A 14972-nucleotide genomic window follows, 5' to 3' on the forward strand; every position below is an offset into this window, starting at 1 on the left:
CCTTTTTTATTATTTCTTATTAATTGTTACAGTTTCATTATATTTCGTTGTTGTATTTTGGCGTAGACGAAGCGTTGCTTGTCCAATTGTATTTGAATCAATCTGTACATTTACAACTTTCTCAGCAGAGCCTAAGCTGTTTGTTGTGAAAGAAAATGCACTGCTATATCCAAAAGTAGATGGCCAAGTGCCGTTTGCATTTTGTACTTTAGCCACTTGTGTTCCTCCAGTAGTGAAGATACCTAAAGAATAGTTGTTATAAGTTGTATTAGGTAGTAAGTTGTTTACTTGAATCTTCATTTGGAAAATTTCATTGTTTGGTAGAATGCTAGGGTGTGTAACGACGTAGTCGCTTGTTGTTACCGCACCATTATAACCGTATGAACCTGGTTTGAAAGTATTTGTATTAAACCATTGATAACCTGCATTTGGTGCACCCCAAGGTTCAGGTTGTGGTTCTGTTGATAAGCTTGGCTGTTCAAATGTCTGTAGAGCTGTAGGTGAATCAAGTTGTAAACCATTTACTTGATCTAAACTTGTAAATGTCTCTTTATTTGATAACCAATTTACGATGTTTTCTAATAAGATAGCATCGTTTTCTTCTTTATAACCATCGTAAGTTTTCTTTGTTTGGCCAGAATCTTCACGAACGTACTTTGGCGTAGCATCTTCAACAGGAGAAGAGTCACCAATAAAGGCAGCTTTTCCAAGTCCTACTTTTGCAATTGCAGCATATGGGCCTTCTGCAATACCACCGCCATTATAAACGCCACTATCAACAGCGTTATTCCATTTTGATGGATTTTCTGGAAGGTAAACAAGTCCTTTTGCTAGTTTTGGGTTTGTAATTGCTAGAGTAGAACCAGCATGCATTGCTACAGACGAAACACCTTTTGTAATTCCGAAAGATTGTTCAGGTGATACAATTGTTTTCGCTGAAACATCACCAAGTGCATTGTAGCGGAAGCGAATACCGAAGTTGTCAGAGAGCCAATCAGAGCTTTCTACTCCTTGCATAGCTTGTGAATTTGCTTCTTCATTAGACATTCCTTTTGCTGGATTATCCCAAGCACCGCGTCTATATCCATTAAATACTTCAGAAGAGTCCCAGCGATTTTTATTACGATCTGCATTGTAATGATCAGCAATAAAGAAGATACTACCACCATTTTTTACATATTGTAACATAGCATCCTGCTCAGATTTTTTGTAAGGAATATTAGCTTCTGGAACGATAAATACATTGTAATCTTTTAAATCTTCGTACGTAATAGGTGTTGATTTACGAAGTTCCTTTACGTGATATCCGTTTTTTGCAATGCCGTTTCCGAAGTCAGAAAAGCCGCCGTCAATAACCCAGTCAGCTGTCCCAGCAGTTTGACCGTGTGTATTATCAAATAATACTTTCTTCCCATTGTTTTGATTTACAACTTTTGCAGCGATTTCAGGAGCTGGGTCTACAGAGCTTTCGGCATAAGTAGACGGTATGAACGAGGTCCCTATACTTAGTGTAATTGCTGTTGCTAAAGAAAATGTAATCCATTTTTTATTCTTCATAGAAGAATCCCCCTAATAATAAATATATGTGCTTTAATAATGTAATTTATTTTTCTGTAAAAATAAAGACGGAAAACATAAAAAATATTAAAAAATTGTAAAAATACCGTGAATTTTGTTGAGAAATATTTATATAGATATAAAAACATCCCTTCCAAGTAATAAGGAAGGGATGTTTTGCTTAACTAATTTTTGAGTTAGGTGTTTCATCAATCTTATGAAACCCTTTCATGTAATATACGATTGCTAAGCCGATAAGCCAAATTGGGCCGACAATCAATGCAATTCGTGTATCTTCTGAATACACCATTATACATAAGACTAGTGCAAGGAAGGCAAGTGAGAAATATGAGCTTAATGGGTATAAAGGCATTTTATATGATAACTTTTGTTTATTTTGAGTAGGCAAGCTTTTACGGAATTTAATTTGAGCGACTAATATAATGCCCCAAGTCCAAATTGCACCAAAAGTTGAAATGCTAGTAAGCCATGTAAATACCTTTGCAGGTACGAGATAGTTTAATATAACACCAATGAGTAAAACGATAGCAGTTGCTACAATTCCTTGGCTTGGAATACCGTTTTTATTTAAACGACCAAATCTTTCAGGAGCTTTTTTCTGCTGAGCTAATGTATATAGCATACGGCCTGTACTAAATAAACCACCGTTACAAGAAGAAAGAGCTGCTGTTAATACGACAAAGTTAATAATACCTGCTGCTTTTGCGATACCAATTTGCTGGAATGTTAATACGAATGGACTGCCTTTCTCACCAAGTTCGTTCCATGGATAAATTGCCATCATAACGAATAATGCCCCAACGTAAAAGAGTAGAATTCTCCAAAATACGTTATCAATTGCCTTTGCGAGTGTTTTCTTCGGATTTTGAGCCTCACCAGCTGTAACACCGATTAATTCAACGCCTAAATAAGCGAATAGTACCATCTGCATGGAGAGTAGTAACCCAGAAAATCCATTTGGGAACCAGCCACCATGTGACCAAAGATTTGAAATACCAGTAGCGATACCACCGTTTCCGAATCCGAATAAAATAATACCAGCTCCGACTACTATCATACAGATAATTGTGACAATTTTAATGAGAGCAAACCAAAACTCAAGTTCTCCAAATACTTTTACCGATAAGAAGTTAAAAGCGCTCATTAATAATAGAGCAAGTAACGCCCAAGTCCAGCGCGGGATATCAGGGAACCAGTACTGCATGTAAATGCCAGCTGCTGTAATTTCAGCCATGCAAGTAACAACCCATAAGAACCAGTAATTCCAACCAGTAATATAACCAGCGAGTGGTCCAATATAATCATATGCATATTTACTAAAAGAACCAGCAACAGGTTGTTCAATTGCCATTTCCCCAAGCGCTCGCATAATGAAAAAAATAACGAGACCGGCAATCATATAGCCTAGCAAAATAGAAGGACCTGCTAGTTTAATGGCGGAAGCGGATCCTAAAAATAGCCCAACGCCAATAGCTGAGCCCAGTGACATTAAAGTAATATGTCGTTCTTTTAAACCACGATTTAAAGTTCCAGATTTGTTTGTGTGCTGCATAAGAAGAATCCCCCTTGTAGAGTGAACGATATTTGAATGCGTTTACTAAATATTTAACTATTTCAAATTATAAAACATTTCTATCTGTTATGCTACAAAAATAATCATAATGAACTGTACTACATCTGTACTTGTCAGACTTAAACTTAAAATTCGAACTATTAGGGAATATATTGACTCTTCTTTTTATTGATTGTTAAGATTAAGTATTATATTTTCTCACATACTAGTAAGAAAAAGAATGTGTGATAATAATTCAGGTGTAGGAAGGGTACATAAGCATGTTTCAATTACAAAAATATAACACTTCTGTGAAGCAAGAGTTTTTAGCTGGCATCACAACTTTTTTTACATTTGCGTATATTCTTGTCATCAATCCAAAAATATTATCTGATGCAGGTGTACCATTTGACCAAGCGTTTACAGCAACAATTATTGCAACCGTTGTTGGAACAGTAGGTATGGCGATTTTCGCGAATTACCCGATTGTTATTGCTCCAGCTATGGGAATGAATGCATATTTTGCTTATTCTGTTGTACAGAAGGCAGAAGGGATTACATATGTAGTTGCCTTTTCAGCTGTATTTGTAACGGGGATTATTTTTCTTTTATTATCTTTTACTTCGTTTAGGCAAAAGTTAATTTTAGCAATTCCTGATAGTTTAAAGCATGCAATTGCAGGTGGAATTGGACTATTTATTGCTTTTATTGGATTGCGCCTTTCTGGAATTATCGTGGATCATCCGTCTAATTTAGTTACGATTGGTGATTTTCATTCTCCAGCTGTTATTTTAACTTTAATTGGTTTAATATTAGCGGCGGTATTAATGACATTGCGTGTGAGCGGTGCATTATTTATTAGTATGATTGTGACAGGAATTATTGCCTTCTTTACAGGGCAATTGAAGTTTGCTGATAAAATTGTGGCGATGCCTCATTTACCAGAGGGTATCATCGTTTCAAACCCAATCAATGCCTTTTCAGATGTAATTGAATACGGATTATACGGCGTTGTATTTTCATTTTTACTTGTACTTTTATTCGATACAACAGGTGCATTACTCGGTTTAATTAAACAAGCAGGTTTAATTACAGACAATACAGAGAAGCGTTTTGGTAAAGCGTTTATTGCAGATGCAATTGGCGGGACTACAGGTTCTATCTTTGGAACAAGCCCAACAGCAGCGACGATTGAATCATCAGCAGGTATTGCTGCAGGTGGTAAAACTGGATTAACAGGGATTGTAGTTGTTGGTCTAACAATTATAACGGCATTTTTTAGTCCTGTTATTGCTTCTCTATCAAGTGTAGCCGCTATTACAGCTCCTTCATTAATTATAGTAGGTAGTTTAATGGCGCAAAGCATTCGAGATATTAATTGGAATGAATTTGAAGATGCGTTACCAGCATTTTTAATTTTTATAGGTATTCCGTTAACATCTAGTATTGCAAATGGAATCGCAATTGGATTTTTAGTATATCCAGTCTTGAAAATTGTGAAGGGTAAAGGGATGGAAGTACATCCATTACTATACTTATTTGCATTCTTATTTGGATGTCATTTATTCTTATAATATAAATATAGGAGAGGGCCTTCTTATGGGAGGCTCCCTTTTTGTGTATAATAAAGTGAAACTATAGGCAGTAGGGGATGTCCTCACTGTGTATTAGCCCACACCAATTCAGATAAGGTGAAAACTTAATTGGTTTCGTAAAATATAAATTACGTAATGGAATATATATGTTACAATATAGATAGAGGAGGAACATGAATGGCTGTAAGTAAAATAAAAGTCGCGCGTGTTCAGTTAGATTTAACACAGCAACAATTAGCAGAAAAAGTAGGCGTTACAAGGCAAACGATTAGTTTAATTGAGAAGGGGAAATACAATCCATCTTTAGATTTATGTTTAAAAATTTGTTATGCAGTAGATAAAACGTTGAATGATTTATTTTGGGAGGAAAAGGAGTGGTAGGATGAAAATCGTGAAAGATGAACGTTTAATGATTGAAGGGTTAAAACATATTAGATTAGCTTTCATCTTACAAAATATCGTCATACTAGCTATCGTCTTTTACCGCTATGTCTTGCAAGGGGCAGGATATGAAAGTGTTTCGGATTTATTAATGGTATTTATGGGCGGGATAATAATTATTAACTTTTTAAATCTGAAAAATTCAGTGGAAGTGTATGAGCATACGGGCGGAGTGTCGCGTCGTTATTTTATGAAGCTATTATTCATTCCGGTGGGTATTATTATTGGGATTTTAGCTATTTGTATCGTTGTAACACCAGATATTTCGATAAAGGAAATTAGTATGACAGGACTTATTATGTTTGCTTGTTTTTTAGTTCCTAGTTTGTTTATATACATATATATGAAAAAAATAAAAAGAGAAGATTGAAATATAAGAAAGGCTTTCCCGTATTGAGGAAAGCTTTTCTTATATTTTTTTATACAAAACTTTATGAAGGCCAATTGGTTCAATTTCAAAAATTTCACCATGCTCCTGAAAGCCTAATCGCTTGTAATAGTCAGTTACAGTAATTCGGCCATTACACCATAACATATTTGCTTGACGCTCTTGTAAGATTTGTTCTGCATTCTGAATTAAGGAGCTTCCAGCGTGGTTGTTTCGAAACTCAGGTAATGTGGCCATTCCTCGTAGACGATAATGAATACCGGCTGGTAGGTCAGGGTATATTTCTTTTGAGAAGGAAGCGATACTAATTAGTTCATCGTTTATAAATGCGCCTAAGTGGAAGGTGTCTGTTTCATAATCGGAAGGATATTTACAATCTGCTAATGTTTGATTGGGGCGTAAAATTTTTTGACGTAATACGTAAGTTTCAGATCCCTCAATATTTTTCACGATAATCATATTAACATCCTTTCTTATAAGGCCTTTTCTGTTAATTGTATAAAGAAATAAGCAGGTGCGGCGAGAAGTCCGAGTATGCTAGCAGTTCCGAGAAGGAGTGAAAGTAGGAGGCAAGAATATTTTATTCCATTCGATTTTTTCCATCCGTAACTACAAATCTCAATACTAACACCGATGAGAATAATGGCAACGAGTATTTCTGCTAATAATAAAAGAGCTAAAGTTACAATAGACATAATGTGATCCATCCTCATAATATGTGATAGTAACATTTTACCATATGAAGTTAAAAAAATGCCCCTCAATTATGTGAGGGGCATTTTTTTACTCTAATATGTTTTTTAGTGTATCGATATGTTCTTTTGAACCTGTTACAAGTAATGTGTCACCGTGTTGTAGTCTTGTATCACCATGTGGTATTAATGCTTTGTTACCGCGGTAGATTTGAATGACAAGTACATCACCTAAAAACGGGAGGCGGCGAAGCGCAACGCCGTTATATTTATTGCTGCGCAGTTCAACTTCACGTACTGTTTCGTTTGCTGTTGTAATTAAGCGAACGAGACTAGGTTTATCAATAAGTGCACGTAATAAAATACGTGTAGAGTTAATTGTTGAGAATACAGCGATATGTTCTTGCGTTGCTTTTTCTTGTAGAAGTGGATCTTCTACACTTGCAATAACATGTTCAACACCTAGCTCTTTTGCATGTTCTGCCAATAATAAGTTTTGTTCATCATCGCTTGTTGCAACAACGACGCGATCTGCATCAAATGCTGTTTGTTCAGTTAATGATGCGATTGTGATGTCATCTAATTTCACGATAGGGAAGTCATGTGATTTCGCTTCTTCATCATTTATTTTGTTTTGACGCATCATATATAGCGTTACGTCATAATCTTCTCGTTTTAAATCTAGTGATAACGGAAGGGTAATTCTGCTCGCGCCAATAATAGCTACTTTTGGTTTTGGTGTTTCTACTTTTGGGAACATTTTTTTAAACAATATAGGTGCAAAAATACAAGTAATAACTGCGCTTAAAATAAGAGAGGCAGATAAACTTGGACTGATGATCTCCAGTTTTTCACCAATTTGTGCAGCCGCAATAACTAAAGAAAGTGTCGATGTTAATAAGATTGCACTTCCAAGTACGATATTACGTGGATACCATTTTCTTAAGACGAGTGATGGTAAGAGTTTCGAAATAAAGAGTCCTACAATTAAGATTGGAATCATTAGCATGCTAGAAGGTTCTTTGAAAATAGACCACACCTCTAGATTTACACCAACCATTACGAAGAAAATAGGGATGAAGAAACCATAGCCGATAGAATCAAGTTTTTCCACCATATCTTCATTTGGTGATAATAACGATACAAGTACACCTGCTAAGAAGGCACCTAAAATATTTTCTGCTCCAACAGATTCCGATAACCCAACTAAGATTAAAATGAGTGCAAAAACAGCTCGTGTATCAATTTGTACACTACCAGCTTTTAAACTATCTAAGTATGGAATGTTTTTAAAGCGTTTTGCAATAAAGTAAATGACAATACCGGCACCGAATAGAATAAGTAAGAGCCACATACTTTGACCGCTTTCGGAATTTAATCCGACGAAAACAGCGAGTAAAATCATTGTAACTAAGTCTGCGATAACAGCAACTAATAAAATGATTTGTCCGATTGCAGTTTTTCCTAGGTTGTTTTCTTTTAATGTTGGTACAACAACACCTAAAGAAATAGTTGAAATAATTAAAGTCATGAACATTGCATTATCTACAAATCCTAGCCATACGAATAGTAATGATAGGGCATAAGATAAGATGAAAATAAATAAGAAGATAATGCTTGCTACTTGAAATGTATTTGGCTCGTTTGTCGTATTTTTTTTCCCTTTTTGTTTAAAGATAGAAAAATCAATTTCTAAACCGCTTAAGAACATGAGGAAGATAAATCCTAATGTTGATAAAACTTGAAGCCATATATCTGGCTCAATAATATTAAACCCACTTTTACCTACAAAGATTCCTGCAATAATTTCTGCAACGACAACAGGAAGTGCTTTTAATTTAAAGCGTTGTAACAAAAGGGGAACGAAAAACGCGATTGCAACGACAACCATAAGTGATAGAACAGAAGTATGATGTTCCATTGCGTTCTCTCCCTTCAAATAAATATAGTACCTATTTAGCCATATAATAGGTAGAAAAGCAACGCATATGGATTCGATTTCATAAAGAAAGATTTTTCTTAACATTTGTCATAATAAGTATATTTTTCATGATTCTGTTGTTAATTCCGTAATGTGGATGTAATAGGGGAGGGGATAAAAAAAAGACTGCTGAGGAATCTCAGCAGTCTTTTTCATGTACATTACATTGAGAAGAAGATCCATACAGTTAAACCAACTGTTGCAGTTGCAACGAAGAAACTGTATATCATTGTAAGAATTTGAACTCTTCCTTCTCCTTCTTTTAAATGCATGAACATAATTAATTGTAACAATGCTTGCGCAACAGCCATTATGATAATAGTTGTTAAGACTGTTGAAAGTGGCAATGTTGTGTAAAGTGCCACGTATAACGCTAGAAACGTTAATGCAAGCGATAAAATAAATCCGAAAACGTGTGACCAAGGGAATCCGCTATGCGCATGCCCGTTTGCTTGATTGTTGTTTTGAGCCATTTACGCCACCATCCCGTTCAAGTAAACTAGTGTGTAAATAAAGACCCAAACTAGATCAAGGAAATGCCAGTATAAGCTGATAATGAATACTTTACGAGCTGTAACTGGTGTTAAACCTCGTTTTAAAATTTGGATAATAACACAAGTTGCCCAAATGATACCGCCTGTTACGTGAGCTCCGTGCGTTCCAAGAAGAACGAAGAATCCAGATAAGAAAGCACTTGTTTGAATTGTTGCGCCTTCACCAATGTACATAATGAACTCTTCGATCTCAAAGAATAGGAAACCTGCACCTAAAAGTAATGTAAGGACGAACCATCCAAGCATCGCTTTTTGGTTATGCTTACGCATTTCATGAATTACGATACCACATGTGAAACTACTTGTTAAAAGTAGTAATGTTTGAATTAAAAGCGTTTTAAGTTCAAACAGTTGCGCTGGTGTTGGGCCATCTGCCGTACGACCAGCAAGGACTAGATAAGAGGCGAAAAGTGTTGCGAACAGCATAATTTCAGCCCCAAGAAAAATCCAGAATCCTAGGATATTCAATCTGCTTTGTTCGGATTGATATTCCAAAGGTAAGCTTTTATCTAAAGCCGCCATGTCATTTCACCTCTCATGCTATATGTTCTGTTTTTTTAATTTCATCAACACTGATATAGTAACCTTCATCATAATCGAATGAACGATAGATTAAGCAAGCTAAAATACCAACTCCACCGATTGCTGCAAGCCAGAACCAGCTAAATACTAATGCGAAACCTGCAAGACCGAAGAATCCAGACGCAATAATAGGCACACCAGAGTTACTTGGCATGTGAATTGGTTTGATATCTTCTGCTGCTGGTGTAACTGTTTCTCCGCGTTTTTTCATGTACCAGAAAGCATCAGCTTCTTTAATTTCAGGAAGCTTCGCGAAGTTGTAATGTTGTACAGGAGAGTGAGTTGCCCATTCAAGTGTACGACCATCCCATGGATCTCCAGTTGTGTCACGTTCACCGTGACGTGCACTCCAAATTACGTTGTAGCAAAGAAGTAGGAAGCCGATACCCATCATTACCGCACCAACAGATGCGATTTGGTTTAGCCATCCCCATCCAAGACTTTCAGAGTAAGTGTACATACGACGAGTCATACCGTCTAAACCTAAGAAGTACATTGGGAAGAAACAGATGTTGAATCCGCTCATAAAGATCCAGAATGTCCATTTACCTAGGCGTTCATTTAACATATGACCAGTCATTTTTGGATACCAGAATGTGAATCCAGCAAGCATAGCGAATACTGTACCTGCGATTAATACGTAGTGGAAGTGAGCGATTAGGAAGTAGCTGTTATGGTATTGATAATCAGCTGCTGCCATTCCAAGCATAACCCCTGTAACCCCACCGACTACGAAGTTTGGAATAAATGCCAATGACCAAAGCATTGGAACTGTAAAACGAATACGTCCTTTATACAGTGTAAACAACCAGTTAAAGATCTTAACCCCGGTTGGAATCGAAATCGCCATTGTCGAAATCGAGAAGAATGAGTTAACCGCTGGACCTGCACCCATCGTGAAGAAGTGGTGAAGCCATACGACGAAACTTAGTAAAGAAATTGCAACCATTGAGTATACCATCGCACTGTAACCGAATAGACGCTTACGTGAGAATGTACTAATGATTTCAGAGAAAATACCGAATGCCGGTAAAATAACGATATATACTTCAGGGTGACCCCATACCCAGAACAGGTTGGCCCATAACATCGGCATACCGCCGCTCGCCATCGTAAAGAAGTGAGCATCGAATAGACGGTCAAATGTCATTAATGCAAGAGCAACTGTTAATACTGGGAAAGCGAAAATAATGATAATTGTTGTAATTAAGATTGACCAAGTAAACATTGGCATTCTCATTAAAGTCATACCAGGTGTACGCATTTTTAAGATAGTAACAAGGAAGTTAATACCGGTCATTAGCGTACCGAGACCTGAAATCTGTAATGCAATTGCGTAGTAGTTATTTCCTACGCCCGAAGTAAACTCTGTACCTGCCATTGGGAAGTAAGAAGTCCACCCAGCGTCTGGAGAACCACCAATTACGAAAGCGATGTTGAATAACATTGCTCCGACAAAGAATAACCAGAAACTTAAAGCATTTAAGAACGGATATGCAACGTCACGAGCACCAATTTGTAATGGTACTACAAGGTTCATTAATCCCATAACGAATGGCATTGCCATGAAAAGAATCATTACTGTACCATGTGTTGTAAAGATCCCGTTATAGTGTTCAGCGTTTAAATAAGTTGTTTCTGGGAATGTTAATTGTGCACGGATCATTAAACCATCCATACCACCACGGAATAACATGATAACCGCAGAAATAATATACATAGCTCCGATTTTTTTATGGTCAACAGTTGTTAACCATTCGTCCCAAAGCCATTTCCATTTTTTATACTTTGTTAGTACGAAAATGATTGCTAATGTCACAAGAACGATAGAAGCGTCTGCACCGTAAATAATCGGGTCACCTGTGACAAAGAATTCATCAAGCTTCACTGTGTTCACTCCAATCTGTTGGAATAATAGCTATTATTTTTTGTTTTTGTAGTAGTTGTAATCACAATATTCAAGTGATTTTGGATCTACATAACTTAAGTGGTGACTAGAGAATGTCATACGACCAACTACACCAGGTTTAACAATTTCGTTGTACTTAGCTTCTGTTAGTTTAGGAGCAGTTTCTTGTACTTCTTTAACCCACTTGTCATATTTCTCTTTAGTTTTTGCTTCAACTTCGAACTCCATGTGTGTGAATCCTTCACCAGAGAAGTTCGCACTACGGCCTAGGTAAGAACCTGGCTTATCAGCTTGTAAATAAAGATCCATAATCATGCCATCCATTGTGTACTTCATACCACCAAGTTCTGGTACCCAGAAAGCATTCATTGGGCCGACAGAAGTCAGTTTGAATTGAATTGGTACACCAGCTGGGATGTTTAAATAGTTAACGGTTTCAATTTTTTCCTCTGGGTAACTGAATAACCATTTCCAGTTTGCAGATGTAACATAAATTTCAACTGGTTTAATATGTTTGGACTCTTTCGGAACCTCTTCCGAAGCATAAGTTGCTTTTACTGTTGGAATCGATAATGCGATAACGATAATAACAGGAACAAGCGTCCAAATAATTTCTAGTAATGTGTTACCGTGTTGTTCAGGTGGCTCATAGTCCATATTCTCTGGTTTTTCACGATAACGAATCAAGATGACTGTAAACAGAATGAATACAATTGCGATAATTAATGACATAAGCAAGAATGACCAAACAATTAAATCATACTGTGCTTTTGCAACAGGTCCTTGCGGATTTAATACTGCGAGTTTTTTATCACAGCCACCGAGGAACAGAAGTAATGATAACGGAAGAAGCGAAGCCAACTTCCAAAACGCTTTCTTTAGTTGCACGATTGAAAATCTCCTTTCTCCTTGGATTGAAACTATGCCAATAAAACAATATAAACCTATTAATTTATAGAAGGCAATAGTTTTTGATATATTGTTAAAAAATAGACACAAATGCACACTTTTTAAGGTGAATATCATTTGTAACTTGATTACATTGTAAACTATTTTCCAGAGAAAAACGTGATTGTGAAAATTTTAAGATAAATAAAGTTATACCAGGATATCCAAGAAATAGAAAAAAGCTATCTTATGATAAGAAAGATAGCTGAATATTTTGTATATTTAGTTTATTTCTCGTGTGACAGTTCGTGGCTGTTCAAGTGTGACAATTTTTTTATATTTAACTTGGTATAAAATGTAACAAATAATCATAAATGGAATGCCGCAATAAAGAGCAATTCTTTGATCTGGAATGAAAGCCAAACTAACAAATGTAATGAAATTGAGCGAGAACGCTACGATTGGAACGAGTGGATAGAGCGGTGTACGATATTTTAAATCATTTATGTCGCCACCATTTTTCACGAAATTTCTACGGAAGAAAAACTGTGAAGCGGCGATTGACATCCAAACTACAACGGCAGCCATTGCTGCAATAGATGTTAAAACTAGAAAGACAGTATCTGCCGCAAATACACTTGTTAGTAAGGACAGGCTGGCGAAAATTAGGCTGAAAATTAATGCATTTAGCGGTACACCTTTTTTAGTTAATTTCGTAAATGCTGGACTTGCCATTCCTTGTTTTGCCATCGCCCACAGCATACGAGAATTTGCGTATAGACCAGAGTTAGCAACGGATAATACAGCTGTAATAATAACAAAGTTCATAATGTCTGCTGCATATGGGACACCGGCTACATCAAATACAAGTACAAAGGGACTTTCGACTAGATTAGCCTCTTGCCATGGGAGTAAACCTACAACAACTGATATCGCTAAGACGAAGAAGAAGAGAGTTCGCCAAATTGTGTTTTTAATTGCTTTTGGAATTGTTTTTTCAGGATTTTCACTTTCGCCTGAAGCGATTCCAATTAATTCTGTTCCTTGGAAGGAGTAATTTACTGTAATCATCGTAAGAAGAACAGCTAATGCACCATTTGGAAATAGCCCGCCATTTTCAGTGAAATTATGAAGCATTGGAGCTGGCTTTCCATTAAAGTCTAGTAGACCGAACATAACAGCGCCGCCAAGTACGATGAAAATAACAATTGTTGCGACTTTTACACTTGCGAACCAAAACTCTGCTTCTGCATATGCTTTTGCTGATAAAGCGTTTACGAGGAAGAGTGCCGCTGCAAATGTAACGCACCAAATCCATGAAGAAACGTCTGGAAACCAGCGTTTCATTAAAATACTTACAGTTGTTAACTCTACGCCAACTGTAACAGCCCAATTTAACCAATACATCCAACCGATAACAAATCCAAAACCAGGTGAAATGAATTTGCTTGCATAACTTTGGAATGAACCTGCTTCTGGCATAGCAACGGATAATTCACCAAGACATAACATCGTTAAATACATAACAAATCCACCGACTAAAAATGCAAGAATAGCACCACCAGGTCCGGCATTATGGACAATTTGACCAGATCCCATAAATAGCCCGGTTCCGATAACACCGCCGAGTGCAATCATAAATAGGTGTCTACTTTTCATTGTTCGTTTTAAATCTGTTTGTTCAATTTGTTGATTCATATGCCCTCACCCCGTATTTTCTTGAATGTGTGAACTTCGTTTTATTCTGAGTTTTTAATCATTAGTGGGGGATGCAACACACACTCGGTTTATTTGCTATGAAATGAATGGAGTATGTAAAAAAACGAACTATGACTAAATACTCTAAGAATGTTTGTTAACATGGTGATATCTTCACTATGTTAACAATTTTGATTTTAGCAAAATATTCTGGAAATGTATATTTATTTTTCTTTTTATTAAAAATAATTAGAATTTTTATAATTCATTCTATGAGCGATAATTCACATGATCTTTCTAGCAAACTAGTAAGAAGAAGGGTACAATGATAAGAGTTGTGTCTGTAAAATAATAATTAATGGAGTTTTGTTTATAATGAAAAAGTTAAAATATCTTTTTGTTTTTGGGATTATAATTGCTGCTGCGTTTTTTATAGGGAAAGATAAAATCATGCAAAAGGCGCAAGTTCTACGCCTAGAATTTCTATCTGAAATGAAAGAAGCAGCTATGATTGAAGATGTTCCGTTTATTAAACAATTACCAGAATTACCTCGAGGATGTGAAGTGACAAGTTTAGCTATGTTGCTGCAATATAAAGGTGTACAAGTAGATAAGATGCAACTTGCTAGCGAAATTCATCGTGTTCCATTTGAACAAAATGGTTTGCGTGGAAATCCTTACGAGGGATTTGTGGGAAATATTTATACAAAGGCAGAGCCTGGATATGGTGTGTACAATAAACCAATCTTTGATTTAGCAGAAAAATATGTTCCTGAAAAAGTAATTAATTTAACAGGTAGAGACATGCAAGATATATATAAAGTAATTAGTTCAGGCTCTCCGGTATGGGTCATTATTAATACGACGTTTAAGCCGCTAGCTGAAAGTAGTTTTGAAACATGGAATACGAGTTCAGGCGAAGTGAAAATTACATATTATGAGCATAGTGCAGTAGTAATTGGATATGATCAAAACTTTGTATATGTAAATGATCCTCTTAAAAATAATCCACGTTTGGCTGTTCCGCGAGCAGAATTTGAGAAAGCTTGGGAGCAAATGGGAAAACAAGCAATTACTATTTTATAATAATGAAAAAGTCATCTTTTGGATGGCT

Annotated in this window: 14 protein-coding genes; 4 read left to right on the forward strand and 10 right to left on the reverse strand. The window is 36.2% G+C overall.

Going from position 1 to position 14972, the window contains the following annotated elements:
* Positions 1-9: 9 nt before the first annotated feature.
* A complete protein-coding gene (locus ACK1U5_RS25985) occupies positions 10-1557 on the reverse strand; it encodes a DNA-binding protein (protein ID WP_000791508.1) in 1548 nt (515 codons plus the stop codon).
* Positions 1558-1738: 181 nt separating this feature from the next.
* Positions 1739-3130, reverse strand: a complete 1392-nt coding sequence (locus tag ACK1U5_RS25990) for an amino acid permease (RefSeq protein WP_069604829.1) — start codon at positions 3128-3130, stop codon at positions 1739-1741.
* Positions 3131-3411: 281 nt separating this feature from the next.
* On the opposite strand from ACK1U5_RS25990, the gene ACK1U5_RS25995 reads away from it, so the two are divergent.
* From ACK1U5_RS25995 to ACK1U5_RS26005, 3 genes are all read left to right on the forward strand, one after another.
* Positions 3412-4704 carry an NCS2 family permease gene (locus ACK1U5_RS25995; protein ID WP_000487191.1) on the forward strand — a complete coding sequence of 431 codons (1293 nt, stop codon included), beginning with the start codon at positions 3412-3414 and terminating at the stop codon, positions 4702-4704.
* 198 nt (positions 4705-4902) lie between these two features.
* On the forward strand, positions 4903-5106 hold the full coding sequence (locus ACK1U5_RS26000) for a helix-turn-helix transcriptional regulator (protein WP_000301183.1): 204 nt from the start codon (positions 4903-4905) through the stop codon (positions 5104-5106).
* A gap of 1 nt (position 5107) precedes the next feature.
* On the forward strand, positions 5108-5536 hold the full coding sequence (locus ACK1U5_RS26005) for a hypothetical protein (RefSeq protein WP_000706629.1): 429 nt from the start codon (positions 5108-5110) through the stop codon (positions 5534-5536).
* Between the two features lie 39 nt (positions 5537-5575).
* Here ACK1U5_RS26005 and ACK1U5_RS26010 read toward each other — a convergent pair whose 3' ends face one another.
* From ACK1U5_RS26010 to ACK1U5_RS26045, 8 genes are all read right to left on the reverse strand, one after another.
* Positions 5576-6013 (reverse strand): GNAT family N-acetyltransferase, encoded by a 438-nt coding sequence (locus tag ACK1U5_RS26010; protein ID WP_000587680.1) that lies wholly within the window; start codon positions 6011-6013, stop codon positions 5576-5578.
* A gap of 14 nt (positions 6014-6027) precedes the next feature.
* Positions 6028-6285: a DUF4022 family protein gene (locus ACK1U5_RS26015; RefSeq protein WP_044129536.1), complete on the reverse strand. Its 258-nt coding sequence runs from the start codon at positions 6283-6285 to the stop codon at positions 6028-6030.
* Positions 6286-6337: 52 nt separating this feature from the next.
* On the reverse strand, positions 6338-8167 hold the full coding sequence (locus ACK1U5_RS26020; RefSeq protein ID WP_000399972.1) for a monovalent cation:proton antiporter family protein: 1830 nt from the start codon (positions 8165-8167) through the stop codon (positions 6338-6340).
* Positions 8168-8388: 221 nt separating this feature from the next.
* The gene (qoxD, locus tag ACK1U5_RS26025) at positions 8389-8700 is read right to left on the reverse strand and encodes a cytochrome aa3 quinol oxidase subunit IV (protein WP_000068425.1); all 312 of its coding nucleotides are present in this window, start codon (positions 8698-8700) and stop codon (positions 8389-8391) included.
* Positions 8701-9303 (reverse strand): cytochrome aa3 quinol oxidase subunit III, encoded by a 603-nt coding sequence (gene qoxC, locus ACK1U5_RS26030; RefSeq protein WP_000729318.1) that lies wholly within the window; start codon positions 9301-9303, stop codon positions 8701-8703.
* A 13-nt stretch (positions 9304-9316) separates the two neighbouring features.
* Entirely contained in the window at positions 9317-11251 is a 1935-nt protein-coding gene (qoxB, locus tag ACK1U5_RS26035) for a cytochrome aa3 quinol oxidase subunit I (RefSeq protein WP_000762367.1), read from the reverse strand.
* Between the two features lie 33 nt (positions 11252-11284).
* Entirely contained in the window at positions 11285-12160 is an 876-nt protein-coding gene (locus ACK1U5_RS26040) for a cytochrome aa3 quinol oxidase subunit II (protein ID WP_001176165.1), read from the reverse strand.
* 282 nt (positions 12161-12442) lie between these two features.
* Complete coding sequence (locus ACK1U5_RS26045; protein WP_113710807.1) at positions 12443-13858, reverse strand: amino acid permease; 1416 nt, start codon at positions 13856-13858, stop codon at positions 12443-12445.
* A 375-nt stretch (positions 13859-14233) separates the two neighbouring features.
* Here ACK1U5_RS26045 and ACK1U5_RS26050 point away from each other — a divergent pair, with 375 nt between their 5' ends.
* A complete protein-coding gene (locus tag ACK1U5_RS26050; protein ID WP_000734482.1) occupies positions 14234-14944 on the forward strand; it encodes a C39 family peptidase in 711 nt (236 codons plus the stop codon).
* Positions 14945-14972: the final 28 nt, after the last annotated feature.

It is taken from the genome of Bacillus sp. XB1 (genome assembly GCF_053557995.1).

What these genes read in the sequence shown, in the direction of transcription:
- ACK1U5_RS25985 (WP_000791508.1), bottom strand. Translation starts at nt 1,557, where the DNA reads ATGAAGAATAAAAAATGGATTACATTTTCTTTAGCAACAGCAATTACA.
- ACK1U5_RS26010 (WP_000587680.1), bottom strand. Translation starts at nt 6,013, where the DNA reads ATGATTATCGTGAAAAATATTGAGGGATCTGAAACTTACGTATTACGT.
- ACK1U5_RS26020 (WP_000399972.1), bottom strand. Translation starts at nt 8,167, where the DNA reads ATGGAACATCATACTTCTGTTCTATCACTTATGGTTGTCGTTGCAATC.
- qoxC (WP_000729318.1), bottom strand. Translation starts at nt 9,303, where the DNA reads ATGGCGGCTTTAGATAAAAGCTTACCTTTGGAATATCAATCCGAACAA.
- qoxD (WP_000068425.1), bottom strand. Translation starts at nt 8,700, where the DNA reads ATGGCTCAAAACAACAATCAAGCAAACGGGCATGCGCATAGCGGATTC.
- ACK1U5_RS26050 (WP_000734482.1), top strand. Translation starts at nt 14,234, where the DNA reads ATGAAAAAGTTAAAATATCTTTTTGTTTTTGGGATTATAATTGCTGCT.
- ACK1U5_RS25995 (WP_000487191.1), top strand. Translation starts at nt 3,412, where the DNA reads ATGTTTCAATTACAAAAATATAACACTTCTGTGAAGCAAGAGTTTTTA.
- ACK1U5_RS26015 (WP_044129536.1), bottom strand. Translation starts at nt 6,285, where the DNA reads ATGTTACTATCACATATTATGAGGATGGATCACATTATGTCTATTGTA.
- ACK1U5_RS25990 (WP_069604829.1), bottom strand. Translation starts at nt 3,130, where the DNA reads ATGCAGCACACAAACAAATCTGGAACTTTAAATCGTGGTTTAAAAGAA.
- ACK1U5_RS26045 (WP_113710807.1), bottom strand. Translation starts at nt 13,858, where the DNA reads ATGAATCAACAAATTGAACAAACAGATTTAAAACGAACAATGAAAAGT.
- ACK1U5_RS26000 (WP_000301183.1), top strand. Translation starts at nt 4,903, where the DNA reads ATGGCTGTAAGTAAAATAAAAGTCGCGCGTGTTCAGTTAGATTTAACA.
- ACK1U5_RS26005 (WP_000706629.1), top strand. Translation starts at nt 5,108, where the DNA reads ATGAAAATCGTGAAAGATGAACGTTTAATGATTGAAGGGTTAAAACAT.